At 54.3% G+C, this 25813-nt stretch carries 19 protein-coding genes; 5 read left to right on the top strand and 14 right to left on the bottom strand.

Annotated features, from left to right (window positions below; all coding sequences use genetic code 11):
- Positions 1 to 48: 48 nt before the first annotated feature.
- The 5 genes from tssM to FHW17_RS22015 all read right to left on the bottom strand — a co-directional run bounded on the left by tssM (position 49) and on the right by FHW17_RS22015 (position 8349).
- Positions 49 to 3627, bottom strand: coding sequence for a type VI secretion system membrane subunit TssM (gene tssM / locus FHW17_RS22035; RefSeq protein ID WP_112530545.1), 3579 nt, complete (start codon positions 3625 to 3627; stop codon positions 49 to 51).
- Positions 3624 to 5003 (bottom strand): type VI secretion system protein TssL, long form, encoded by a 1380-nt coding sequence (gene tssL / locus FHW17_RS22030; protein ID WP_112530547.1) that lies wholly within the window; start codon positions 5001 to 5003, stop codon positions 3624 to 3626. Before tssL ends, tssM begins: the two co-directional genes overlap by 4 nt.
- 4 nt (positions 5004 to 5007) lie before the next feature.
- Positions 5008 to 6345, bottom strand: a complete 1338-nt coding sequence (tssK, locus tag FHW17_RS22025) for a type VI secretion system baseplate subunit TssK (protein ID WP_112530549.1) — start codon at positions 6343 to 6345, stop codon at positions 5008 to 5010.
- A gap of 18 nt (positions 6346 to 6363) precedes the next feature.
- Entirely contained in the window at positions 6364 to 6882 is a 519-nt protein-coding gene (gene tssJ / locus FHW17_RS22020) for a type VI secretion system lipoprotein TssJ (RefSeq protein WP_182510831.1), read from the bottom strand.
- A gap of 111 nt (positions 6883 to 6993) precedes the next feature.
- Positions 6994 to 8349: an FHA domain-containing protein gene (locus FHW17_RS22015; protein WP_182510830.1), complete on the bottom strand. Its 1356-nt coding sequence runs from the start codon at positions 8347 to 8349 to the stop codon at positions 6994 to 6996.
- 226 nt (positions 8350 to 8575) lie between these two features.
- Here FHW17_RS22015 and FHW17_RS22010 point away from each other — a divergent pair, with 226 nt between their 5' ends.
- The gene (locus FHW17_RS22010) at positions 8576 to 9976 is read left to right on the top strand and encodes a caspase domain-containing protein (RefSeq protein WP_113097515.1); all 1401 of its coding nucleotides are present in this window, start codon (positions 8576 to 8578) and stop codon (positions 9974 to 9976) included.
- Positions 9977 to 10050: 74 nt separating this feature from the next.
- The gene (locus tag FHW17_RS22005; RefSeq protein WP_112530557.1) at positions 10051 to 12333 is read left to right on the top strand and encodes a peptidoglycan DD-metalloendopeptidase family protein; all 2283 of its coding nucleotides are present in this window, start codon (positions 10051 to 10053) and stop codon (positions 12331 to 12333) included.
- Positions 12334 to 12348: 15 nt separating this feature from the next.
- Here FHW17_RS22005 and tagH read toward each other — a convergent pair whose 3' ends face one another.
- Positions 12349 to 13446: a type VI secretion system-associated FHA domain protein TagH gene (gene tagH / locus FHW17_RS22000; protein WP_162700281.1), complete on the bottom strand. Its 1098-nt coding sequence runs from the start codon at positions 13444 to 13446 to the stop codon at positions 12349 to 12351.
- 194 nt (positions 13447 to 13640) lie between these two features.
- Here tagH and FHW17_RS21995 point away from each other — a divergent pair, with 194 nt between their 5' ends.
- From FHW17_RS21995 to FHW17_RS21985, 3 genes are read left to right on the top strand one after another with little or no spacing between them, the layout of a single operon-like run.
- Complete coding sequence (locus FHW17_RS21995; RefSeq protein ID WP_227988483.1) at positions 13641 to 14015, top strand: DUF1036 domain-containing protein; 375 nt, start codon at positions 13641 to 13643, stop codon at positions 14013 to 14015.
- A 56-nt stretch (positions 14016 to 14071) separates the two neighbouring features.
- Complete coding sequence (locus FHW17_RS21990; RefSeq protein ID WP_162700282.1) at positions 14072 to 14854, top strand: protein phosphatase 2C domain-containing protein; 783 nt, start codon at positions 14072 to 14074, stop codon at positions 14852 to 14854.
- The gene (locus FHW17_RS21985) at positions 14854 to 16818 is read left to right on the top strand and encodes a serine/threonine-protein kinase (protein WP_112530566.1); all 1965 of its coding nucleotides are present in this window, start codon (positions 14854 to 14856) and stop codon (positions 16816 to 16818) included. The genes FHW17_RS21990 and FHW17_RS21985 overlap by 1 nt, the downstream gene beginning before the upstream one ends.
- A gap of 6 nt (positions 16819 to 16824) precedes the next feature.
- On the opposite strand, the gene tssG is transcribed toward FHW17_RS21985, so the two are convergent.
- The 8 genes from tssG to FHW17_RS21945 form a co-directional block, all read right to left on the bottom strand.
- Complete coding sequence (gene tssG / locus FHW17_RS21980) at positions 16825 to 17832, bottom strand: type VI secretion system baseplate subunit TssG (protein ID WP_112530568.1); 1008 nt, start codon at positions 17830 to 17832, stop codon at positions 16825 to 16827.
- Entirely contained in the window at positions 17829 to 19631 is a 1803-nt protein-coding gene (gene tssF, locus FHW17_RS21975) for a type VI secretion system baseplate subunit TssF (protein WP_112530570.1), read from the bottom strand. The genes tssG and tssF overlap by 4 nt, the downstream gene beginning before the upstream one ends.
- Entirely contained in the window at positions 19624 to 20115 is a 492-nt protein-coding gene (gene tssE, locus FHW17_RS21970; protein ID WP_091886546.1) for a type VI secretion system baseplate subunit TssE, read from the bottom strand. The genes tssF and tssE overlap by 8 nt, the downstream gene beginning before the upstream one ends.
- Before the next feature lie 3 nt (positions 20116 to 20118).
- Positions 20119 to 20931: a type VI secretion system accessory protein TagJ gene (locus tag FHW17_RS21965; protein ID WP_112530572.1), complete on the bottom strand. Its 813-nt coding sequence runs from the start codon at positions 20929 to 20931 to the stop codon at positions 20119 to 20121.
- Positions 20928 to 22376, bottom strand: a complete 1449-nt coding sequence (gene tssC / locus FHW17_RS21960) for a type VI secretion system contractile sheath large subunit (RefSeq protein ID WP_112530581.1) — start codon at positions 22374 to 22376, stop codon at positions 20928 to 20930. Before tssC (FHW17_RS21960) ends, FHW17_RS21965 begins: the two co-directional genes overlap by 4 nt.
- Positions 22377 to 22503: 127 nt before the next feature.
- Positions 22504 to 23985 (bottom strand): type VI secretion system contractile sheath large subunit, encoded by a 1482-nt coding sequence (gene tssC, locus FHW17_RS21955; RefSeq protein WP_091886552.1) that lies wholly within the window; start codon positions 23983 to 23985, stop codon positions 22504 to 22506.
- On the bottom strand, positions 23986 to 24507 hold the full coding sequence (gene tssB / locus FHW17_RS21950; protein WP_091886554.1) for a type VI secretion system contractile sheath small subunit: 522 nt from the start codon (positions 24505 to 24507) through the stop codon (positions 23986 to 23988). It abuts the gene before it with no gap.
- A gap of 119 nt (positions 24508 to 24626) precedes the next feature.
- The gene (locus FHW17_RS21945; protein WP_112530574.1) at positions 24627 to 25742 is read right to left on the bottom strand and encodes a type VI secretion system ImpA family N-terminal domain-containing protein; all 1116 of its coding nucleotides are present in this window, start codon (positions 25740 to 25742) and stop codon (positions 24627 to 24629) included.
- Between the last annotated feature and the right edge of the window lie 71 nt (positions 25743 to 25813).

Genomic DNA, 25813 nt, shown 5'->3' with positions numbered 1-25813 from the left:
CCGGTCATATGCCCAACGGTCACGGATGCTATCCTGCTGCTTCATGCCTTAAAGCCCTTCAGGGCAGCGGAACGAGCGCAGTGCCTTCAAAGCGAACGGATTGAGCACGGAACCAACCCGAACGTCAAAGCTTGCGGTACGGCTGCCCATGCGGAACGAGGCAGTAAACTGATCCTCACTCGATACTTTTTTCTGGGCAAGGTCGAACAGCCGGAACATCGCCCAAGGTCCCGTCTTGCTGACGCTTGAATTTGGGCCTGGTGGATTGAAGGCGATGCGGGCGGAACGATTGCCTTGGCCAGGCCATTTGAATGATTTGGTCTGGACTGGTCCGTGATCATAATTGATCGCTTCCCCGTTGATATCGAGCGCTACAGAGGTCGAATTGCTGTCGAGATCATTGGGTGTGATATCAAGATCAAGGCTAAGGTCGTTGCCGCCTTTTGAGAAAAAAGCCGTCTGAATGGTTTGGGCATTCTCAAACTGTACGAGGGCGTCGCTCGCAATCGCTTCAGCGCCATTCATACCGACCAGACGCCACGGCGTTTGCGAAACATCGACAAATGGCTTGAGCTGAAACTGGAAGAACGTTGCAAAATCACCAGACGGGCTAAACATCCGGATAAAGTCATTGATGGCAACGTCATTATTGGCATTCGGGTCGAATGGATACCGTCCTGCAATGGCGAGCTTGCAGAAGCGTCCGCTGTTGCTTTGCCACAAATCAGAAATGGACCGTCGTGCTCCCGTTGCAGACAACCGGGCGATGTCGGTGGCAAGACGTCCGATCCAACGGCTGACCGGCTCGGGCAAACGCTGTGCCTGTGTCACCAGCATCTGATTGGCTGATACCAGCTTGCTTTCGACACCAAAAATCGTGTTGACCTCACCCGCATTGGTGGCAGCGCGGCTAAGTTGCAGCGACAATTCCTCAAGAACGGGCGAAAGATCGGTAAACTGGGACTTCTGCCCTTCCGGAGGCTGCAGGGATTTGCGCAGCGCGGCATAAGGGTCAAGCATTGTGGTCTCAAAGCCATCAGTCAAAGCCTGCATGGATTGAACGCGCTCTGCATTCGCCTTCGCCAGTTCCTCGGCTGCCTTGCGTTGCGCCTCGTCCACTTCGCCTTCCTTTTGGGTGGGTTTGGCGGCCGCCGCTGGCGCGGAGAACTGCTGGGGGTCCAGATTGGTAGCCTCGGCTACGGCAGTTGCAAAGGTCCGCAGTGGATTATCAGCCGACGCCAGGATTCGGACAATGTCGGCAGCCTGGATGAGATCAGGAGCTGGACGTATGCCCATGTCATTCAGCAGCGCGGCCCATCGTTGGCGATTGGCGTTGAAGTATATGCGCAGAACATCGGTCTTCAGATTATCGCTGGATTCCGCCTGCGCCTTGTCTTCACCGATGACCCAGCCCTCCTGTGCAAACTGTTCCGACATCTGGGCCAGGCGAGGCAGGAAATAGTTGAAATAGCCGTCCCGGGTGAAAACTCCCGGTATGCCTTGGCGAAGGTCTGTACCGCTCTCGCGGGCAAACAGGAGTTCCGCACCCGATCCCGCTTTGTCTATAGGTCGCCACTCCGGTAATGCCATGGCATCCGGAGAGGTAAGCAGCAGTTCGAAGAGTTGCTGCGAGCGCGGAATGGCATTGATTTTTGCGCGTGCCTTCTTGATGAGATTGTCATCAAGGCTCACCGTAATCAATGGCCGGGACAGGAGCGCACGGCTGTGTGCAAGCAGGCTTTCCCGCGCCTGCGCGCGCCCCGCTCCGGGCAAGGAAGCATCGAAGTTTGCCTTTAAGGTTTGCGCGGCAAACTGCTCGTCCAGCGGTCCAAGACCACCAAGCATCGCATAGAGCTTAAGCGTATCATAAAGCTGTCCGGTCGTGATCTGGGGATCATTCATCCGGTTCTGCAGGTGGACAAGCAGGCGAGGGAGAAGAAAACCGTTCAGCGCCCGGGCATAGGTCGCCTGCATGCTTTCACTCAGCTTGGCTTCCTGATCCGTGCCAAAGTGATACCAGCGGCTTTTACCGGCAATGTCGTCGGTAATGGCACTGCGCAATGTGTTGAGCGGCGAGAGTATCCGGTTCAGATCATCGGTTGTGATGTCCTCGATGGCAATCGAGGTGGCTTCGCGGTTATAGGAGGCGATACGTTCATTGACCGCGCTCATCGTGCTCTGATTGGTGAAATAGGCATGGGACCAGCCTGCAAAAAGCCCGCCGGCAATGATCAATGGCACAAGATAGAATATGGTGGACATGATGCGCTTGCGGCGCTGCACCTTGATATCGGTGGTAACAAGATTGGCTTCGCCAAACACCACTTCATTGAACAATCGCGACAGGAAGAATGCCTTCTGCGAGACTGTGCCAGTCGTGTTGGGTTCCTGCAAAAACGAGAAACGTTCGGATGTCGAACGCCCGACCTTGTCATAGACAGCGCCGGTCTGTGTGGCTGAGACGAAATAGACGCCGCGCAGAAGTGGCGCGCTGACCAGTTTTGAACTTGCGGTAAGCTCGCCGATTTGCTCGACGAGAACGCTCTTGATTGACGCAAATTGTGCGGGGAATCTGAACACGCTGCTGCGTCGGAGATCATCAGGTTCCTGCTGCATGCGCTCGAGGAGTATGCGGTGCATGCGTTCGAGAAGAAGATCGACCTCGCCGGAAAAAGCCTCGGCAATCTTGCCTTTTGACTGGCTGACACCGAGAGGGAACGTAACACCGAGAACCTGTTCACGATCGAACTTGTTGAAGTTGTCGAAAAATTCGCCGAAACCGGCAAGCATGTCCACCTTGGTGAAGATCAGATAGACGGGCAGCCTCACCTTCAGATTGTCTTCCAGATCACGCAGGCGCTGCTTGATGATTCTGATTTCCTTGAAGCGGGCCTGAGCGCTCTGGGTCAGTATGTCTTCCATACTGATGGTCACCAGCACGCCATTGATCGGCTTCAAAGGTCGGTGCCGTTTGAGCAGGCCAAGGAAACTCTGCCACGCGGTGCTGTCGACAGTAACGTCACTGTCCTGCGTCGTGTAGCGGCCCGCCGTGTCGATCAAAACGGCTTCATCGGTAAACCACCAGTCGCAACTGCGGGTACCGCCGACGCCACGAATGCTGTGTTCGTCCATCTCTTCAGCGAAGGGGAACGACAGTCCGGAATTGACGAGAGCAGTTGTTTTGCCGGAGCCAGGCGCGCCGATGATCATATACCAGGGAAAATCATAGATATAGCCGAACCGCTTTTTGCTAATCGACTTCAAGCGCAGGAGCGCGTCCTTCAGACGCTGCCTGAGCAGTGCGACTTCTTCTTTTGCCTCTGTTTCGGAATCGGTGCCATCCTCGGCCACCGCGTCGATCATTGCAGCTTCGGCACGACGGCGGCGGACCGCCGAAACAATTGCATAGATTAGCCAGACAAGAACAACCACACCGATTGCGATGATGCGGTTGTACTGCGACTCAAGCGGACGCCATTTGCCAAAGGCGATGCTGTCGCCATAGAACCAGATCATCACGGCGATAGCGACGACCCAGATCAATGACCAGAACCGGCCGCCCTTCAGGAAGCCCAGATAGCTCTCAATGTAGGAGCGGATCGTATAGATCCAGTTGAGGATATTCACTGTTGATTGCCTGCGCCGGTTGTCGTGTCTTTTTCAGACCGCGGATTTGCGGTGACGATAATCTCTGTTCGCCTGTTCGCGGTCTGGCCCTCTTCCGTGTCGTTGGTGTCTATGGGTTCGGATTCGCCGCGCCCCTCGAAACGAATCTGGTTATCAGGCACGTAATTGCCGATAATGGTGGCTACCGATTGGGCGCGAGCCCGGGATAGATCATAGTTCGATGGAAAGCGTACCCCGCGGATCGGACGATTATCGGTATGACCTACAACAAGCGCAGAGAATTTTTCGTCAGCGATGGCGCGGCCAATCCGATCAATCAGGCCCTGGAATTGCGGGTTGACGTCCGCGCTTGCCGACGCGAAGAAACCGGTGTTGCGGAACCGCACAAGCACGCGATTTCCGTCTCGCGCTGTGGTTAACAGGCCGCGATCCACTTCCGGCTGGAGGAACGTGAGGAAGTCGCGCAGCCTGTCCACCTGTTCGACCGGTTGCGGTGCGGGTTGCTCAACCTTGATTGATGGATTGCCTTGCGGCGGAGCGGCGGCCATCGCAATCATAATGCCGTCCGACTCCGTATTGAGAAGGCGCAGGATGCCCACATAGCCGAAGGCGCAAAGAAGAACGAGCATTCCCAGCAATGCCGGATAAAGGTTCTTGAACCGCGCCTTGGAGAAACGCGCATTGATACCACGCCAATGCGGCGACACTTCCCGTTCAATGTCACCCATGGATGACTGGAGCGTACGATAGAGACTATCCCTTATCTGAGAGAGTTCGAGAGCGCCGCGGGCACTGACGCGCAGCCTGCCTTTGAAACCAAGAGATAGGCAAAGATAGAGCAACAGCAGGATATCGCGGTTGCGACCCGGGTCCTTGTGAAAATGCTCAAGCAGCTCGAAAAAGCGCTCACCGCCCTGAACGTCGCGGTGAAATGTCGAGACAATACTGTTGCTCGCCCAATTGCTGGCGCCGCCCCAGCGTGTGCTCAGAACGACGTCATCAATGGTCGCGCAGAGAGCGTAGTGCGCCACGCGGGCATGTTGTGTGTCCACATTGGCATTTGCGACCTTACGCTCGTAAGCCCGCATTTCGTCGATCACGGCCGTGCGAAGCTGTTCGGCATCGGGCTCTGCATGAAGTCCGCGAAGGTGGTAAAGCAAGTTGAGTTGCGGGCGAGCGGCGGCGACAAGAAATGGCAACCCTTTCGGGCTGGTATCAATTGTATCGACGCCGCCTTCGCGCAGCGCTGACTGGAGTGTCGTTGTTTCGTTGCCGTCAGCATCGCTAGAGCCAGCCTGTGCCGCGCGTCCACGCTCACCGCCCGGCTTGGGTTTGATGATCGTCGGCTCACTGCGCCAGAATTTATCGTCGCTCATGGCATCACGACTTTATTGCCCAGAGTTCAAATTCAATGGCCGGAAAATCACCGGCAAGATGCATGGCGATAGCGCCGGACGTGCTGAGTTGCTTCCACAAGGCGCCATCACGGTCGAGTTCGAAATAGCTTGTTCCGGGACGATAAGGCAATTGACGCGGTGCAACCGGCAGCGGGCGAACCGCTATACCCGGCAGGGCGACATTGACGAGTTCTGCGATCCGTTCAACCGGGCCGACCTTGATCTGCCGGGGCAGGGTGCTGCGCAGAGCCTCCGATGGCATGTCACAACGCACCGCCAATACGAAGCCACTGCCGACCAGAAGACTGCGATCGGTGATCGTACCGACCCGCACGCCATGCTTACGCTCGTCGAGAGGAATTTCGATTGCAGACCGTTCCAGAACAGAGGAAAGCGATTCACGTAGATCAAACAAAACCGGATCAAATGAACCGTGCAGGTCGAGATGGCGGTATCCCGGAAACACCGATCCGCGACGCCGCTCTTTGGTGAATGTTGAAAGCTCACCTGCAAGCTGTGCGCACAGCACATAGAGTGTTTCGGGATGCAGGGAACTCAAATTCTCGCGATGGTGGCGAAAGACTGCCTCGTTTCGGTTAAGCACCTGAAGAAACTGGAAATCCGAGACTTCAGCGGTCCCGCGGATTGATGGATCGCCCATGCGGTCGGCGATTGCTTCCGCCCTGTGGGACATAATGCCCAGAAGCTCGGTAACGATATTCTCAAGCTGAAGCTGCGCTGCGCAATTGATCGATGGTGCGATAAAGGTGTCGTCAAGCACAACCGATTGATCCTGCCGGACCTCGACGATCCGTGCGACAGCGATACGGTCGTATCCAGCCAGTTCTTCATCGGACAAAAGAAAACTCAAACGAAAACGACCGACGTCCAGAAGCGCCGCAATGGAGCTGCCCTCATTGGTGTCCTGCACCTCATATTTCTGGCGCGCATAACGGACACTGCGTCCGGGGGCGGTTTCACCGCCAATTTCAGCAAGTCCCGGTTGTTGCATCGGCAGGCAAAGATAGACGAAAACATTCTTCGTGCCTTCCTCCAGTCTCAATGCCGGGGGAAGGTCTACGGGGCCGGGCGCTTCGAACACGCTTCCATCGGGCATGACGCCGCGCACGCTCGACAGCGCGAACATTCCATTGCCGAGAAGCTGCTCATTGATCGTGATGCGCGAAATACCCCAGGGGAATTTGACGAGTTCACGAACGACCGATTTGACAAGCCTTTCAGTCCAGCGGTCCTGCTGTTGAAAATGCTGTACCCGAAGGAACATGCCTTCCGACCAGACGACGCGATTGTCATGTTCCATCGATAAACACCGTACTGGTTAATGGCCTGCGGACGCGCTGACGGAGAGCTTGCCAACCGAAACAGTCAGTCGGCTGGAGCCGGAAATCGGCGTCAGCGCACGCCAGCGCGCGTTCTCGATATCACGGAACCCGGCAATTACCCCAACATATGCACCCTCAGTGCCCGGATTGACAGTCAGTTCCGTCGACTGACCCGGCCGCACCGAGACCGTCTTGCGTTCAACCAGATCATCTCCAAGTGCGCTGCCGCCCTTCAGCTGGAAGTAATCCATGGATTGAAAGCGTCCGGGTGATTTCAAAACGAAAATCTCAACGGCTGTCGGAGTAGGCGATCCCGACGGAGAAGGATTTGCGGTTGCGCTGGCCGAGACGGTCGTCGAAATGGGGTCCTGATATTTAGGCCCACTTGCTTCGGGGGTGGATGTGCAGGCTGCCAGAAATAGGCCCATCCCTATGGTTGCTGCCTGAAAAACACGGCGTTGAAACATCGAGTGACTACGGAAATTTGCGAGTGCCTCAAGCGCTTCAAAACGCATACTAATCTCCCAATGCTCTATAGTTGGACATTTGCCCAATCCAAGGTTGTGAACCTGCTGTAACTTGCAGATAACACAGCATCACGTCAACGTAATCTTGATCGTGAAGATTCACGGTTGGGGAAAGAACTTACGCAGAAGTTTCATCAGGGCTGGCTTTGGCTTGCCAGACTGCTGGCCCTCAAAAAGTGTGGAAGACGCCAGAAATTCATCCCAGAGCGCGGCCTTGCGCAGTGCTGGAATGGCTTTTGCCTTTGCTTTGGTGGAAAGCGCCGCGGGATCGATGGCCTGTTGTACCTCGCCAATAAAGTCGAGAACAGCAGCGGAAAGGGCGGTCTGATAATTGATGATCGATTGGAAATCCCGCTCGATGAGCTTCATATCGGCGGGCTCCGCTTCACCGATAAACTCGATAATGCCGTCCATCAACTGATCATTCTTTTGTCCAGCCAATGAGAAAATCCATGGCGTTTCCCCGACAATGCCTTCCAGCTCCAGACGTGCAGCCGAGGCGTTTTTCCCCACATGCATTTCATAAAGCTCAACAAACGCAATCTTCAGCGCTGCACCAGCTTTTCTCATGAGCTGCTCCTGGTCGATATCCGGCAAGGAGGTTGTGTCGAGCCCGGCACCTTCAAGAAATGCGGTCACAAGTCTGGAATCGGAATAGGGTATCGGTTGTGGTTCGATTTGAACCGCATAAACCGGCTTCTCGACAGGAGCGGGCACGAATTGTTGCTGAGGCGCAGTATACGACGCCGTAGGCGTTACGGGTGAGGCGGAAAGAGGCTCCTCATCATCACTGTCCCAGTTATCGGGAAGGATCGGGCGAACAACCGGCAGATCAAACAGCGAATTGGCTGTTGGCGTCTGTTCGATTCGATCCGCGAGTGCGGATGGACGGCTTGTACGATATGGTTTGACAATGTCGACTTCGGTAACGGGAGGGCCATCCCACCCTATGTCGACCGCGCCAAGCGCTTCGCGCGATGTTGGTTTTGCCGGACCATCAAAAAGTTCGTCGTGACTTTCGCCGGGGAGTTTACTCGTGGCACTAACGCCGCCGGGCGCAATATCAGACAGGATAGACGTCAGGCTCGGCCCGGATAGAAGATCCGCGCTGTTGGTCTGTTGTTGGGTCCGAACCGCCCCGGCCTTCTGGATTGCTATGCGAAAACGATAATCGGCGATTTCAATGGTGTCGCCATCCGAAAGCCGCTGTCCGTACTGGCGATCGACAGCAATACCGCCAACACTGACTCCGTTGGTGCTTTTATCGATCAAAAAAACGCCATCGTCGCGCTGCTCCAGCGTACAATGATGTTTGGAGACGACGCGGCGGCTGTCCTTGATTACCCAGCTGCAATTTTCGCCCCGACCGATGGTAAATCGCGCATCCTGAACCACCATTGAACCGCTGAATGACGTATCGTTGGGATTGCTCAGGGCTTGAAGTTCAATTCGCATGGTTTATTCCTGCAGGTAGCCATCACAGTATTCGCTCTATTTGCCCGATCACTAGCAAATATTGAAGCCTTGCAATTTTAGTTTCCAACACAACATAGTTGCAAGTATAGCAGGAAATAGGCTATTTTTGCGTATCCAGAACGATCTGCAAGTGATCAGATCAGCAACCGGAGTAAGCTGGACAAAGCCCGTCCGGTCAAGCCCAATGAGCTGAAGAGATAGTCGATTGACGCCTTATGCGCCAACCCCACGCAGTTTTTTTCCGCACGCTTTGCGTGTGGTTTTGGCTTGCCTTGCGTTTCTTTTCGTTACGCAGATTGCGCGCGCAGAGATAATCGCGGTTAGCGGGCACAAGCGCATTGCGCTGGTTGTCGGTAATACAAACTATCAATATGTCGAGAAACTGGTCAATCCGGCCAATGATTCTCAGGCAATCTCTGCCGCATTGCGCGATGAGGGGTTTGATGTTTTTCCCGCAAACGACACGACGCGCGATGAATTTGACCGGATATTCAATGAATTCAAGACGCAGGCCGAAACGGCGGATGTCGCGCTTGTGTATTTCTCCGGCCACGGGTTCCAATTGAATGGCGTCAACTATCTGGTGCCCGTTGATGCACGTCTGAATGACAGATCCCGGATTTTGGATGAAACAATCAGCTTGGACAAAGTGATTGGTGAAATCCAACAGCGCACGCGCCAGACGCTTGTTTTCCTTGATGCATGCCGCAACAATCCTCTTCCCGATGGTGGATCGGTGAATGCCGGTCTGGCTCAGGTTACCGCTGGTGCAGGTGTGTATGTGGCTTTTGCCACCCAGCCCGGCAACATCAGCTACGATGGCAAAAGTTCATACAGCCCTTTTACCAAGGCGCTGGTTGATCACATCAAGACACCCGGCCTCAGCATTTCCGATCTTATGATCAAGGTTCGAAATGATGTGAAGGTGGCCACGCTTGATAAACAAATTCCCTGGGAACAGTCTTCGCTGCAGCAGCAGTTCTATTTTTCGGAGCCGTCAGGCGGCGTCAAAGGTGAAGGTCAGCAGCAGGTCGCAGCACTGGATCAGTCAGGCTCGCAGACTGATCAGGGATTGACGCGCCGGACCGATTTGGGAGATGCGACACGGGGCCCTGCAGCTAATCTCGCACCTGATCCCGGATATCCGTCCGCTATCAATCCGCAGACCGGTATGAATCCCATCATCATTATGCCGGAGGCACCCGTTGAAATCTTCGGTCAGGAAGATTTTGTTTTTACGCTTCAGAACGAATTGCAACGGGTAGGCTGCTACACGTCTGATCCTGATGGCGTGTGGGGCGGAAGCTCGCGCGAAGCAGCGCAGCGCTATTGGGCAACCAAAAAGATGAAGACAACCGATACGGGCCCTACTCAGATTCTCTATGAAAACGTGAAGCGCGAACCGTCGGCCGTCTGTGTCTACGAGCCGCCGCGTCAGGCCGTTGCTCCGACAAAACCGGGCCCGAGGGTTCCGGTCAAACCACGCGCACCTCGTGTCGTGGCGGATTCTGATCCGGAGCCGCAGCGCGTTTTTAAACCTGTTGAACCTGCCGCTCCTCCTAAGAAAAGCCTGCGTGGAAGTCTTATTGGTGGTGTCTATCGCTGATGTTTGAACTCGACATCAAAGATCGGGGAGCCCGGCCCGCATATCGGGTATCCTGTTCTGTTTGTTGTTGATCCATGCGTGGAGAAGAACTCCATACGCTAAGTCAGGATTTCAAGCGCGCCAAGAAACTGGCGCGGCAGCGTCGCAACAGGCGCCGCATATGGCAAGGGCTTGCTCTTGTCGCTTTCACCGGGATGGCCATTGGAGCGTTTCTTTACCTGCCAAAGTTTCTTGGTATGCCCGATGACCTGACAAACGAGACTTTGGTTATCCCCGAAGGTGAAGTTCAGCAGCCCGGCAAGGATGGCGAGTTTGAATTGTCGGCGACAGATGATCGGCGTGATGCGCTTCTGCTTCAGTCTGTGAACAATGAAAAACCAAGGCCACATAAAAGCGAAATACGCTTTCAGAAGAACAATAGCGGTTCTGAAATCGACGGTTCGGTCTATTTTGTATCGGACACAATGCTGTCGAGTTCCGTAAGACTGATGACGGCGCTACCCGCCACCCCGCAGGATTTTGCTCTTATGCAATCCGCGCCCGAGATATCGACGACACCGCCAGTCGTGCCGCAAGCTCCCGGACAACCAGTACCTTCAAGCGATACCGCGTCATCGGATGCCGGGTGGGAGGGCGGCGTATCACCCAGTGAGACAGCCCAGATTAGTGCTTCATCGCCGGGCAGTTCCAACAGCGTCGACATTATCAGTGAGAAGAAGCGCCCACCGCAGAATCAGCAGTTCGTAATCAAGGTCCTTGCGGAACGCAATGTGAAGGACGTTCTTGCGGATGGGCACACAACGCAGGCCGAAACAGCGCGCGTCGCCGAGGCGGTCGCGAGATCGCTGAATATTCAGGTGCTTCGTCCCGGTTATCTTGCGGTCTGGCGAACGGCGCTCGTTGATCCACTGAATGGAGCAACGGCGCCGGTTCAGATATCGCTTTATGGCAGCGAAGGGTTGATCGGGAGTCTAGCCCGTGCCGATGACGGCAACTATGTGAAGATCGACGATCCCTGGAAGGGTGAAAGCTGGAATGATCTGACCAATAGTGGTGAAGGATCGAAGCTCGATCAAAACTTCCGCATTATGGACGGCATCTATAGTGCCGGTATCCGCAATGATATTCCTATCAATGTCATCACTGAGACTATCATGCGGATGTCACGGCTCTATGATCTGGGGAAATTCATTTCTCCAGAGGACAAAGTATCCTTGCTTTATTCCGAAACGCCGCGTGACAAGGCCAGCGAGAGCGGGCGTGTTTTGTATGTTTCGGTTCGACGCGGTGGCGAAAATCTGGAATGCTATCTGATGCGCCCGGAACGCGGTGGCGATTACGCCTGCATGACCGAGGGCGATACCACATCCGGATTGGGAGGTGCTGAAGGTTTCATCCTGCCGGTCAAGGGCGTTTTCCGCTCGGGCTTTGGTCCACGCGTTCATCCCATCCTCGGATCGGTCAAGTTCCACGAAGGGGTGGATTGGTCGGCACCTGCGGGGACACCGGTTTACGCATCGTTTGACGGCACAATAAGTTTTGCCGGTGCCAACGGAAACTTTGGCAATTTCATCAAGATCAGCCATGCGGGAAACCGGGAAACGCACTATGCGCATCTTCAGGGGTTTGCGAACGGCATTGCCGTTGGCAAGGCTGTCAAAGCAGGGCAGACCATTGGATTTGTGGGCTCGACAGGCCTTAGCACCGGGCCGCATCTGCATTTTGAGTTGATGGCAAATGGCGGGCTTGTAGACCCGCTGGGCTATGGCTACAGCGAAATCGGTCTGGATGGCGAAGCGGAAAAACTCGTGCAGCGGATTATTCATGTGGAAAGCGGCGGCAATCCCAACGCTGCTAACCCATTATCATCCGCCAGCGGTCTGGGGCAGTTCATCAACAGCACCTGGTTGCGCATGATGAGTTCCTACAGGGCGGACCTTGTTTCGAAAATGAGCGTGAGTGAGCTATTGGCCTTGAAGTCGGACCCGACTCTGGCAACGGAAATGGTGATGAACCTCGCCAATGAGAACGAAGCAACGCTGAAAGCCTCAGGCATTGCCGGTACTGCGGGCAATCTCTATCTTGCTCACTTTCTTGGCGGCGGCGGCGCCGTATCGGTGCTATCAGCCTCACCCGACACGCAGCTTAGTTCCCTGTTGGATACATCCGTTTTCGGTGCCAACCCATTCCTTTATGGCAAGACCGCCGGATGGATTGTTGAGTGGTCCAACCGGAAGATGTCTGGTCAGGGAGGCGCACAGGCTTCGCCAGTTTATCGGGAAGCGCGGATCAAGGCATCGCGCTTCCGTTCCTATAGTGCAGGCATTAATGAGATGCTTGCCAAACTGCAAGGCTGAGATGGCATTCACTATTCAGTCTGTTACCCTCTGTTTGCCGATTTTCTCGTCATAGGCCTCGCCGAAATAATGCAGGAAAACATCAAGAATGCCATTCTCGTAAGGCTCGTTCCGTTCGTTCCAAGCGTCGACATAACGGGTCCAACGGGCACCTTTCCCCGAGAGAAACGAGCTTTTCCCTGATGCTTCGATTGCATCGGGTGAAAGCTCGTTCAGCAAACGGAAGAGCGCGGTTTGCATGGCCTGGAACACCGCCTGTTCATGCTGTTTGAGATCGTCAACGGCCTCGCTGAAACTAGCTGTTGCATCCAGATATTCGCGTTTATTTGCTGCAAACAAAGCGGCCAGTGCGGCCGACGTTTCGGGGATGAACTTCAGCGCATTGTTGCCGTCGGATTTCAGAACGGTCTGCTTGGTGCTGCGGATCAAGGCCCGCATTTGGGCGCGAGCGGTGAGCAACTGGGTGAGGCCGGGTACCACAGCCCGGAAGATCTGGCCCAATTGTTCGGCAAATTCGTCATCATGGCGGCCAGCGAGCACATCGGGATCAATTCCTGCTCCAATGGCGAAATGTTCGATAAACCGTTCGCGCGAATGGGAGGGCCCGGTGGATGGTCGCGGTTTAACGGGTGCTGGAGGCTCACGAACGGCCTGAGCTGGATGGGCTGGCTGTGTCGGTGGGCTTTGCACCGCTCCAAGGAACATGGTTCGATCTTCCATCTCACGCAGCGGGCTTTCAGCGCCCCTGGGAATAAAGACGGTTTGTTCTGCCGTGAGTAATGGCTCGGAAGGCCGTGATTGCTCAAAAAATACGCGGAGCTGGTAGGCTCCGATTTCAACAAGATCACCCGCTAACAGGATGCGCCGCGCACCCTTCTGCAACTCGTCGCCATTGACCAAAAGGCCGTTCGCCGACAGATCTTCTACCCAATACTCATTTTCGTCGAAAAAGATCTGACAATGTTTCGTCGAAACGAAACGGCTTCTGTCGGGCAGGGACCAGTCCGCATCTTCCGAACGACCGATGATGAAGGAGCGCTGGTCTGCTATGAACTCCGGAATTATATCGTCTCCATGCAGGGAACGATTCTCCAACCTCAGCACAAGTCGCATCCGCTTCTCCGGCATTTGTTGTCTGGCCATAGACTATTCAAATAAAGTGTTGGATACCAAGAGTATAGCGATTTGGATGCGGATCTTTTTTGATGATAGACCAAATTCGATACGGTGGTTGCGGCAGGAGCAAAGGAATACATCGTTTCAATCTCGGAATGACGAGTTGGTTTGTTGTATTTTTGGCTGCCCCATTGTTACTCGCAGCCCCCAGAGCTGCGCAAGCGGCTTTCACCGTGTGCAACCAGACTGCCGATGTCGCAAATGTTGCAATCGGCGAGCAGGTGGGCGGCGATATGCGGACAGAAGGCTGGTGGGCCATAGCCGCCAATCGCTGCGCGGATGTCATAAAGTCAAAACTTTCGAACCGGTATATCTATGTTCATGCCATTGATGTTCAGGGCAGGCCTATTCTGGACGGCGCCGTTACTCTGTGTGTTGATACGAAAAAGTTTCAGATTACCGGTAAAGACGCTTGCTGGCAGCGCAATCATTTGCGAGGCGTATTCAAGGAAGTTGATACCCAATCCTCTGATAACTGGACCTTGTTTCTGACTGACCGGCCCTAGAAGAAAATTATTGGTAGAATGCCCTTTAACCCATGACCTGCTATCAAGCGAGAGACATGACCATTCCAACGCGCAACAAGACCAAAGCAAAGGATTCAGCCGGGTGGTTTGATTCCCATGCCATGTCCCATACGGGTCGCGTGCGGCCGGTCAATGAAGATCGCTTTCTTTCAAAGCCGCTAAATGGGGTATGGCTTGTTGCTGACGGTATGGGTGGCCACTCACACGGCGATGTTGCGGCGTCAATGATTGTGCAAGCGGCTGGACGCGTCGGGCATCATGCAGTCCACGAGGCAAAAGTTCAGGATTTTCACGATCACATTTTTGGCGTCAATCAGGATATCCGCAATCTGGCACGCGAGCATGGACTGGGTGTCATGGGATCGACGCTGGTTGCACTGCTTGTTACGGGTCAGCATTTTTCAGTCGTATGGTCGGGTGACAGCCGTCTTTATCTTAATCGCGGCAACCGGATGACCCAGATCTCCAAGGATCATACGGAAGTACAACAGATGATCGACGATGGTACGCTTGATCCAGCGGCGGCGGCTAGTTTCAAACGCAAGAATGTCATTCTGCATGCCATAGGTGTTCGCGAGCTTCCTCATCTTGATTTGCTCAGCGGTGAATTGAAGGATGGAGATACATTCATCCTTTGCAGCGACGGCCTCACTGCGCATCTCTCCGCGTTGGAAATTCAGGACATCATCCTGTCGCAGGAGCCCGAAACCGCATGTAATTCACTGATAAACAGTGCGCTCGAACGGGGAGGGAGCGACAATGTTACGGTGGTGGTTGTCAATTATCGTGTAGCCCCAGCCCATGATGGTCGGCCATAATGCGTGAACAAACCGAATCCGGTCAAAAATCCGGAAGCATCAAGCCCGGGACGCGGCTGAACGATATCTACGAGGTGACAGAACTTCTCGCCGTTGGTGGTATGTCGGAGGTCTATAAGGGCCATAACATCCAGACACTCGACGAGGTCGCTATCAAGGTTATTCTGCCGCACCTTGCCAGTGACGAGCAGGTTATTTCACTCTTCAAGCAGGAAGCCTCTATTCTCAATTCTCTGGGGCATGATGCAATTGTTCGCTATCACGTTTTCTCGATTGATCGGCTTTCCAATACCGCCTATCTCACGATGGAACTGGTGGAGGGACCATCCCTTTATGAGCGCATAAGGGATCGGCCCTTGAGCTTGGCTGAAGCTGCAAAGCTGATCAGTCGCATCACCTCGGGCCTCAAGGTTGCCCACGAACGCGGCGTCATTCACCGCGATATCTCCTGCGACAACATCATTTTGTCCGGCGGCAATGTCGAGGGTGCCAAACTCATCGATTTTGGCATCGCCAGGCTCGGCATTGGCGGAGACCGCACGCTTCTGGCGGGGAGCTTTGCTGGAAAGTACAATTACGTTTCGCCCGAGCAGCTGGGATTGTTCGGCGGCGATGTACACGAGCCAAGCGATATCTACAGTCTTGGACTGGTCTTTGCCGCGGCCCTTCGTGGCACCCCGCTCGATATGAGCGGCACACATGCCGATGTGGTCAGAAAACGTCAATCGGTTCCGGACCTTTCGACAATCCACCCGGCAGCACGGTCCATCATTCAGCGTATGTTGCAGCCAAGTCCTGCGCTCAGACCCAAGAAGGACGAAATTATCGACGCGTTGCGACCGATGATTCCGGCAACAAAAGATAATTACTCACGGCGCTCGCAGATATCAGCATCGTTGAGAGACGGACGCGGACAAACACCATCCGGCCAATCTGGTACCAAAGGGACCTCCGGTAAATGGGTTGTTCTTGCTTGCCTGCTGGTCGCCGTGGGTGGTGCAGGCTGGTACGGCTATGTCAATCAGGAGAAAATCAAAGCCTATTTATCGGCGCAAAAGACGAGCAAGCCTGCAACGCCGTCAGGCAAATCCGAATTCAAGCTTGATGCCGATCCAAACAGCGTCAAACCTAAACCGGAACCACAAGCCGATCAGGCTAAACCCATAAAAGAGCCGGAAGCTCCAATTGGAACCGCAACGGAAAAACCGCCAGCCGCTACAGTGGAAGCCAAGCCGGATATAAAGAGTGCGGGCAATGAAAAACCGGTTAACACGCTTCCTGAAGCGGGGCAAAAGCCAGAAACCTTGGCGTCCGGTGAGCAGCAAAAGCATGACGAACCAGCTCAAAGCAGCGGTGGCTCCCAGCCGCAGCTCGCTATTACGGAGGCGGACTGGATAAAACAGTTTGCCGGCGGCCCCTGCTTCTTTGCCCACGGCACAATTGCCGCACCTCGAACAATAAATATTGAAGGTTTTGCACAGAGAGTGGGGCCATTCGTCGAAATGGAGCGCGCTTTCATCAGCAAGTTTGGTTACGAGCCGACAATCAATGTGCGGCAGATTGCCGATGCACAATGTGATGCCCTGGCATTTCTGGCTGCCGCGCCAGTTAATACGGGCAAAGCGGCCTTCGTCCTTAAAAACGAGGTTCTGGGACCTAATGATGCATTGGCCGCAACTCTTGGCGGAATCGAGCAGAAAAACGTTCAGGTGCTTCTCGTGCGCCAGGACGGTACTGTTGATACAATCAACACAACGCGTCGCGGAGACAGTACGGTCATCAATCTCAATCTCGCTGCGCCGCAGAAAGATATCTCGGTTCCCTATATGCTCATTGCGATTCAATCCGATGAGAAGCTCGACTTGATCGGTGGCAAAGACACCTTCAAGGGGCTCGCGGCGAAGCTGCAACAACAATCCGGAAAGCCTGCTGTAACTGTGAAATATTTCCGCCAGCAGGGATGAGCCGTATCAGGCTGATGCCTGGAGGGTCTTATCGGGGTCGAACACCGCATCTGCGCTGTCCTTGGCGGCGGGAGCCTGTCTGACCCACAAATCCCATCCAAGCCGTCCAACCGGTGATCCGTCTTGCAAGCGTGCCTCGGGAATATCCTCTTTGGCCAGAATAAGCTGAATTTCGAATGACAGGGAGGGGCCGCAGTACAGGCGCACCAATTCAGTCAATTCGGCAAACTTCTTCCGGGCTGGCATGAGCGAGAGATATTCGCCGTATCGCAACGGACCAATGGAAATCCGGATCGCACTTCTGCGATCCGCATAGGAAGAACCAGCGATCGCAGTGATGCCCAGCAGGGCATTATCCCTGCTGTTGCTGCCTAACTGTGTTTGTTCAGAAGGGTCAACTGCAAGCCAACGCTTTTGAAATTGATGAACAGCGACTTCGTAACCAAGGAATTCGGACAGCATAAGTCGGAGATTGACAGCTGTTCGCCGCTGATTGGCAAAGAAACCGGAGAAATACAGCGGTACTTCCGGTTCGATCTTCAGCCCTTCGATCAGCTTTGGCGCTGCAAGCCCCAGAAGCGAATAAATGCTTCGTGTAACCTTGTTCTTCGGACCGATGCCAAAGAGCTGGATCAGGCTGGATAGCCGGTATTTTCTCGAGCTGGCAAAGAACATGCCGCGCAGCTCGGCCGTAAAAACCTCGAGAAAATCGAAATAGCTCGAACTGCGTCGGCGCTTCTCATCAAGGGCCCTGTCCGTATAAACCGATGGCAATGCTGCTACCGGACCAACCAGTCCGATGTAGTTTGCATGAATACTTACCGTTTCGCCCCGGCTCTCAGCGCCCGAAAGTGCCGTTGCGGCATGATTATGGGTTGCGTGGGATGTCAGTGAGATCGTGGACGTGGCTTTCTCGCCCGCCAATTCGAGAAGCAGATGCGCCGCATCTGGGTCAAAAAGATGTGGATCTGCTTTCAGCCGATCAAGGAGAGATCCCGGTTGCGCGTCTGTCACAACAGCACCTCATCGGCTGTGCGAGCCGGGAAGCGAACAACAGGCAATGCAAGACCAGTGAGCCGCACTGTCAGTCGCGCAAATGTGTTGATTGACGCGTAGAGCCCGAAAAAGTGTGACAGGACTGATCCGAAAAGATAGGCGACACCGCGATCCATCAGGGCTTCGTTGAATTCGATGGTCACGTCGACGCCGCTGGCAATCGTTCCGTCCTTCAGGCGTGCGGTTGCCTTCTGGCTGGTCACAGAGGATATCGCCTCGATCATCGAGCGCATTTCAGGGGCATGCCTGAAATCATAGAGCCGCAGCATACTCTTCAGGATTTCCGGATCACCGCTGGTAAGCGGAAGATGGTTGAGCGATAGGTGCGATATGAGTTTCCAGTAGGATTCGCCCTCTGACTCAAACCGGTGCGTATGCGTCGGGGGGAGGAGGCAATTGATCTTGCCGATTTCGCTGATTGTTGCCTGCGTCTTGAAATAGGGTTGTCCGCCGCCAAATGGCAGAAGCTCGGGCAAACCACGGTTGATACATAATGTATCGACGGAGGCGACGAGATGATCCTCCGGCATAGCCGGGTTGAGATTCATATCGACAAACCGCAGCTTTGCCTTGAATGACTTATTGTCCTCGCCAATGTCGCGTTTGTATTGCCAGAATATGTCCGCCCGGCTTTCATTGGTTTGTTTCTTGCGTCCGAAGAAGGGGGGAACCTCCTTGCGCTGGCCCTTCTGGTCCGAAATATCAACGCGCTCAATGGCGTATATCTCGCGGGTTGAATTGTAGCGGGCATCGGGCAGTACATCATATTCGTCAAGCATATGGTTGACAGAAATCGGCTCAGCACGCTGCTCGAACAGATTTATCACGGGTGAGCAGTGCAGATCAAAACTCGTCGAATCCACCGCATTAACAAGCGTATTTGCCGATGTATCGAGGTAGAAAAAGAGGTGAAACTCTTTCCCCGGTATACTGCCTAGAAACGACTTTAATCCACTCAGCTCGAAAAACAGGAATTTCTCAGGCAGGGCGAAGAATTCGGCGAGCAATCGGAAACCCGGAAAGCTTCGTTTGGAATAAGGAAGCATCCGCTTGTCGTAATCAAAGCTGATTGGCTTCAAAGCGTTGGGAGAAAGGCGCAAGGCTGCCTTGTCTTCGCGGTGTCGTCCAACTGCTATCCCTATAGTGTGGTTGAACAACAGTTCATAAAGCGCGGCCCCTGTCGCAAAAGGCGCCCGAATAAAGAATGTCAGCCGGTCCAGATCAAGGCTTGCAACGCTATCGACCGGTCCCGTTGTCGCTACGCTGATTGACAGGCACGACATCGGAGACAGATCCTGCACGGGCGGCGCAACATATGGCGGTTGCGCAAGTTTGCAATCCGTTATTGCGACAGGGCTCAGCGTCAGTTCCTGTGTCGTGGAAAAGCGGCAGGTATCCCCCCGAACCGGTTCAGAGTCGACCACCATCGCGCGCGGCAGAACGATCGACTCGTCCTGCTGAGCGGAAGGGTCAAATTTCAGGATCGACATTGAAGGTATCTGCGCCAGATAATGCGGATACAGGGCCTCAAGCAGCGTTTCGGTCAGTTCCGGAAAGTCATCATCAATCTTCTGCCGGATACGGGCAGCCGTATAGGCAAATCCCTGAATGAGGCGTTCCACATGCGGATCGTCAACAGCCTCGGGTGTGAGACGAAGACGTCCGGCCACCTTTGGATGCTGCTGCGCAAACCTCGCTGCGCGTTTGCGCAGGGAACCAAGCTCACTATTGTACCAATTGAGAAAGCGGTTAGCCATGATGTGCGCCGCCAATCAGGAAATGCCGTGTGGCTGGATCAAGCGACGTGTCGAAAACAATGGCTTCTACACCGTCGGGAAGCAGCATCTCCGCCTCTATGCGCAAATCGAGAACCCGATCCTGATCGCCGCGGCTCTTGCCGAGACCGACACGCACCCGCGCCAATCGCGGATCAAAAGCCACGATGACTTTTCTGATCGCTTCGGCAAGATGCAGACGTTGCTGGGTCGTTGCCAGCATAAGCCCGTGGAATCCCGGTGTACCAAAACGCAGAAGGCTGGTCTGCAGCTCTTCGAATTCTTTTTCGATGCTGCGGGGCCATTGCTGGGCATTCAGCAGCGCTTCGATATCCCGGCGGATATTCTCCCGCACCCGGTTGATCTGTTCACGCGGCGTCAAAGGCTGATCGACCGTCATGTCAGGGTCATGATCCATAAGCCGATCAAGAACAGATTCAAAGGATATCCTGCTGCTTACGGCCATATTCTAGTTCGCCGGCTCAGGAATGAATTCGATCGACATGATATCAAGCAGTCCAATGACATCATCATCAACAAGCAGGCACTTCTGACCCTTGCCCGCAAACAGGCCGCCACCGGCTTCCACCCAGTCGGTTTCCCGTCCAAGCTTCATCGCATCGCTGACATCGCGTGAGAAATACGTCGCTGGCATGATAACTTCGGACTGAGAGTCATCGCGAAGGGTCAACAACGCCTGGCGCCACGTCAGATCGCGTACGCTCTGAACCGGCTGAAATTCGATCCGGTTGATCCGGTTGAAATCGATCCACATATAGGTGCCGTTCGTATTGAGAATTTCGATGGCATGCGGAATGCGATCATCGAGGTCCCGGAAAGACGTTGCGGTGCGGCCATCGATTTTGACCGAACCGTGTATGACATTTTCAGGAAAGGGGGTTGTGGCCTCGCCATTTGTTCCCGTTACGCTTTTTTCAAGAACCAGTGCATTCTTCATTGCCAGCTGATCATGCTCGCTTGGGCCATCGGGGAAAGCTGGTACAGCACCGGTTTCAAACCAGGCGGCTCGTGCATCGGATGCGCGCAGGCGACCACGCAGAAGGGCCAGCCCCATGGCCAAATCAGGAATCGTTTTTGAAAGAATGTCCGCTTGCTTGTCGGCGCGTTCAAAGTCGCCGCTCACGATCAGAAGATCAATGAGAAGACGCCGGGCAGCATCATCCGTCGGCCGTATTTTGGCGATCGACAGCGCCACGTTTATCGCGCCTTGAAGGTCGCCGGACTCGATGAGATTGGAAACGCTTCCTGTTGCGTTCGTCATTGCACTTTACCCTTGCTGGACTGGTCAGATTTGCTGTTCATATCGGCGAGAAGCTGGAAACTTGCTGTTACGTCGTCGAGCTGAAAATGCGGTTGAAGCCGCATCACGCAGCCGTAAACACCCGGGCGCCCCGGTATTTCCCGGACTTCAACGGAGGCTGATCGCAACGGATGCCGCGCCTTGACGACACTGTCGGCATCGTCGTTGCCAATACAATAGGTAAACAGCCATTTCTCAAGCGTGTCGCGCAAACTGTTGGATGTTGCAATCTGGCCGACGTTTTCGCGCATGATCATCTTCAGATAATGGGCGAAACGGCAGGCACACAGCACATATTGCAACATGGAAGCTATGCGCGCATTGCGGTTGGCAATTTCGGATTCATATCTTGCCGCCTTGTGGACGGATTGATTGGAATTGAACACCAGATGCGGCGTGTAGGGTACGGTGGCAAGCGGCACGAAGCCAGCTTCACTTAATATCTGCTCCTGCTCGGCATTGAGGCGCTGCTCGATCGGCGGCTGGGCGGCAAAATCATGCTTGTCGGTGGGAAACGAAATGTAGGGCAGCGAATCCACCAGACCGCCATTAAGCTCGTCTTCCCGCACACCCCGCAGATCGGCAAACCAGCCCGACGAGGCATATTCTCTCAGGACCAATGAGGCGAAGGCAAAGGATGAATTGCCCCAGAGCAGATTATTGCCTTTCGGATCGATCTCCTCGCGAAAGAAAAACCCATCCTTACGCGTAATATCATTGGTCCGATAAGGCCGGCGCACCAAAATCCGGGGCAATGTCAGCCCCAGAAATCGCGTGTCGGATGCGTTGCGCAGCCTATTCCAGCGGGCGGATCGTTGCGGTTTGAGCAGGAAGGAGAGATCAGGCAGGCGGTCGAGATCGGCAAAGCTCTCAATTTCGAGAAGCGATGGATCAGCTGCACAAATGAATGGAGAAAACGCTGCAGCCGCGACACTGGAAATGCCTTCGATAATGGCGATATCGTCAGTGCCGGTTGTTGGATTGATGCCTGCGGCAATCGTATAATCTCCGATCAGAAGGCCGTAAGGCTGGCCGCCCGGCATGTCGAATTCCTGTGAATAGATCAGCTCGAACAGACGGCTTTGATCAAAATCAGCGGCCCGCTCGATATCGCGGGCAAGTTCTTTCCATTTTGCGGAAAAAATGCGGATTTGCACCGGGCTTGTACCGATTGGCTGCTGGATCAATTGGTAGAGGTTGCGCCAAAGCGCTTCCAGTCGTTGAAATTCGGGGTGGTGGATAATCCGATTGACCTGCGCGGTCAAAGTTTGATCGATGGCATCAATCAGGCTGTCAATCTGAAAACGAATATCAGGTGTAGCGGTCGCAACCGGCGCGGCGGCATCCGAAAATGGTTGACGAGTCTCATATCGTTTTGAATCCGGTGTCAGACTCTCGGATATCACGAAATCATCACTCCTGAATTCTTCCAAATGCGCGGGAAGAAAGACCGCCTGTACACCGTTTGTGCAAGGCGGCCGATTCATTCAATGCCATGGTTCCCGGCGCCGAATGTGTGCGCCGGAATGTTGCTTAGTTGCGCGCCTTCGGGATGCGCGCGACCATGCGCAACGATGTTGTCAGCTCTTCCATCTGCAGCCATGGACGAAGCCATGCGATTGCTTCGTAAGAGCCGGGGCTGCCGGCAACAGGTTTGACCTCAACACGGGCATCGCGCAGCGGGTAGGCCGCACGATTTTCCGGGCCGGCATCGTCGTTCGCATTCACGTAGTTGTTGATCCAGCGATTGAGCCATGCCTGGCAATCTTCCGCTTCCATGAAGGAACCGATCTTGTCACGGCCAATCACCTTCAGATAATGCGCAAACCGGGATGTTGCCATCATGTAAGGCAGACGCGCCGAAATCGCAGCATTTTCCGTGGCTTCCGGACGATCATACTTTGCAGGCTTGTGTGTCGTCTGCGCACCGAAGAACACGGCATAATCAGTGTTCTTGTAATGGCAAAGCGGCAGGAAGCCCAGCTTCCCGAGTTCAGCGTCACGGCGGTCGGTAATGCCGATTTCAGTCGGGCATTTTGTGTCCGTGTCGCCGTCATCGCTTTGGAATACATGAACTGGCAGGGATTCGACCTTGCCGCCATTTTCCGCGCCGCGGATAGCTGTACACCAGCCATTCTTGGCAAAAGCATCGGTAAGGCGTGAGCCAAGGATATAGGAGGCGTTGGACCAGCAATAGCTGCCGTGGTCCATCGCATTGTCACCGAACTTGATGGCTTCGTTGAAATCGAATTCATCAATGGTCAAGGTTGCCGGACCGTAAGGCATGCGCGTAAGAACACGCGGCATCGTCAAGGTGACGAAGCGGGAATCGCTGCTCTCGCGGAATGACCGCCACTTGATATATTCCTTGGTCTGGAAAATCTTTTCCAGATCGCGTGGCTTGGACAGCTCCGTGAAATCGTCGAAGCCAAAAAGTGTCGGGCCAGCCGCCGCAATGAACGGAGCAAATGCCGCCGCAGCAACAGAACTCATGTTCTGCAGTGTTTCGATATCTTCAAACGAATTGCCAAACTCATAATCGCCAATGAGCGCGCCAAACGGCTCACCACCGGCAATGCCGAATTCACTTTCGTAGATGGTTTTGAAGATCTTGCTCTGATCGAATTCAACTGCCTTCGACAGATCACGGGACAGATCACGCTTGCTGGCGTTCAATACGCGGATCTTGAGATTTGCACTGGTTTCGCTGTTGTAGACGAGATAGCGCAAGCCGCGCCAGCTGCCTTCAAGTTTGCGAAAAGCCTCATTATGCATGATCTCGGCGACCTGCGTTGACAGCAGTTCGTCGATCTTTTTGATCGCGTTGTTGATCGTAACAGAAAGATTGCGGTTGTAGGAAACCGTACCCTTCAAAGCTTCGCTCGTCAGGGTACGCAGCAATTGCTCCGTGCGATCTGCGGACGTCTGCTTGGTTGCGGAGATCGCTTCGTCAAGCAGGCTCTCCGTTACAACGGTCGTTGTCGTCCCTTGCGGTGCGCTCTTGGAGGTCGCCATTTATTTCGCCCCTTTTTCGCTGTCAGGCTTACGTTCGTCCAGCTCTGCAGCAAGTTTTTTCAGATCTGCCTGGTTCTGCAGAATGCGTTCAAGCAGAACTTCCAGGTTTTCCGAACGGTCAGCCTTGGTCAGAAGATCGCGCAGCTGGTTGCGCGCATCCAGCAAGGATTTGAGCGCGGGTACCTGATCGACAATGGAAGCGGGCTCAAAATCGTCAAGTTTTTCGAACTTGAGGGAAATCGGCATCTCCCGGCCTGTGCCTTCGATGGTATTTTCCACGCGGATATTCAGCCCCGGGGTCATGCGGCGCATCACATCGTCGAAATTATCGCGATCGATCTGAACGAATTTGCGCTCGCCGAATGGTTTCAGCGGCTCCGAAGGATTACCGGAGAAGTCGCCAAGAACGCCAACAACGAAAGGCAGTTCCTTTTCGACAACGGCACCTTCAGTTTCAACTTCGTACTTGATGTGTACCCTCGGCTTGCGGACTCTTTCGAGTTTGTCGTGAACGCTGGCCAATTGATGCCTCCTGCCTATGTGTGCTTCTTAAGAAGTGGGGGGATTATTGCAAACCATTTCGAGTTAGCAACTATTTTCTCAACCAATGGATGCGGCTTATACTTTGACAGCTTAACCAATCAATTTCCTTCTCGTCTTTGATTGGCGTCTATGCCAGCGCGCAGAAGAACATCGCGACGCAGGTCATCTTGGGGGATAAGTTCCTCCAGAAGGCGCAGAAAGTCCATCCGTCCTCGGCGAACGAGTGTCTCCAAGGCAAGCGGAATGGCTGAATTTGGCTCGCTCGTGCGGAAGAACGAAGCAATCTGCAAGAGCTGATCGAAAGCCTGTTCGCGGTTTTGAATGACGCCGACAGCGACAGGAGCTTGTGCTTGTACGCCGGATTTGGCCGGCTGCGCGGAATCGGTGATCTCTGGAACCGCAGGCGTACTTGGGATCGCTTGCGTGATGAACTTTTCCATCTCGTGATAAGCTCCACTGATAGAGTCCAGAACCGACTGTATCCTGGAAACGGAGAATGCGCCGACATTGCTGCCGCTTTCCTGCGTCAGAAATTCATCAATCGAGGCCAGAGCTGCGAGCGAGCGCAGCACATCGTTCTTGTTGCGGCTGAAGCCATGCACATCCACATGTTCCAGCGCGTCGCGGAATTCGCCCCAATCGGGACCCGAAAGATCGCGGAATGCCTGATCATATGCCCAAAGGCTGAGCCTGCCGTAACTCTCGTTTGGAAGCAGTGAAACCAGCCGCAGCGGGCGCACAAGCGTTCCGTCATCCTGACTGCCGTTGAGGCCGGTCAACGGGGCGAGTTTGTCCGCTATATCTTCATCATCAATCGAATGGATCTGGCCGAAATGCTCCTTGAGCACCCTATCGAATGCAACAAGTATTTCGGCGACAGCATTGATCCCTTCGACGCGTACAGCAGCTTCCATGAGCCACGAGAATACTTCTATATCTTTCGTATGCAGGGATAAAGCTTCGAAAGAGAGATCATGGACGTTGCGCCATTGGCTCGACGGCTTATGGACAAAGGGTGCAGCGTTTCTCACATTGCGCTCATCATCCTGACTGATGATGGCGGGGTTTTCGATTGTCCTGTCTTCGGAGCGGGCTGTTGAGCGGGCATCCCGGATGGCTTGATAGACAGAGACAAGTGTACTGTCAGTTCTTAAGTTAACTCCGCAAGGATTGTCTCCTGCGAACGCCACGCCGAGAATTTCATAGTTATTCATTCGCAAAACCCAAATACACAAACTCTGTAACGTCGTTTTGGACCTTAAGGGAAGAATATGTCAAATGGAAC

Origin of the sequence: Phyllobacterium sp. P30BS-XVII, assembly GCF_014138335.1 — a bacterium.
Classification (GTDB): Bacteria; Pseudomonadota; Alphaproteobacteria; order Rhizobiales; family Rhizobiaceae; genus Phyllobacterium; species Phyllobacterium meliloti.
This window is presented reverse-complemented; position numbering and strand designations above follow the sequence as displayed.

Bases quoted from the DNA above. Each gene is read 5' to 3' on its own strand.
- tssL (WP_112530547.1), bottom strand. From the start codon at position 5,003: ATGAGCGACGATAAATTCTGGCGCAGTGAGCCGACGATCATCAAACCC.
- tssK (WP_112530549.1), bottom strand. From the start codon at position 6,345: ATGGAACATGACAATCGCGTCGTCTGGTCGGAAGGCATGTTCCTTCGG.
- tssJ (WP_182510831.1), bottom strand. From the start codon at position 6,882: ATGCGTTTTGAAGCGCTTGAGGCACTCGCAAATTTCCGTAGTCACTCG.
- FHW17_RS22015 (WP_182510830.1), bottom strand. From the start codon at position 8,349: ATGCGAATTGAACTTCAAGCCCTGAGCAATCCCAACGATACGTCATTC.
- FHW17_RS22005 (WP_112530557.1), top strand. From the start codon at position 10,051: ATGCGTGGAGAAGAACTCCATACGCTAAGTCAGGATTTCAAGCGCGCC.
- tagH (WP_162700281.1), bottom strand. From the start codon at position 13,446: ATGCGACTTGTGCTGAGGTTGGAGAATCGTTCCCTGCATGGAGACGAT.
- FHW17_RS21990 (WP_162700282.1), top strand. From the start codon at position 14,072: ATGACCATTCCAACGCGCAACAAGACCAAAGCAAAGGATTCAGCCGGG.
- FHW17_RS21985 (WP_112530566.1), top strand. From the start codon at position 14,854: ATGCGTGAACAAACCGAATCCGGTCAAAAATCCGGAAGCATCAAGCCC.
- tssF (WP_112530570.1), bottom strand. From the start codon at position 19,631: ATGGCTAACCGCTTTCTCAATTGGTACAATAGTGAGCTTGGTTCCCTG.
- tssE (WP_091886546.1), bottom strand. From the start codon at position 20,115: ATGGCCGTAAGCAGCAGGATATCCTTTGAATCTGTTCTTGATCGGCTT.
- FHW17_RS21965 (WP_112530572.1), bottom strand. From the start codon at position 20,931: ATGACGAACGCAACAGGAAGCGTTTCCAATCTCATCGAGTCCGGCGAC.
- tssC (WP_091886552.1), bottom strand. From the start codon at position 23,985: ATGGCGACCTCCAAGAGCGCACCGCAAGGGACGACAACGACCGTTGTA.
- FHW17_RS21945 (WP_112530574.1), bottom strand. From the start codon at position 25,742: ATGAATAACTATGAAATTCTCGGCGTGGCGTTCGCAGGAGACAATCCT.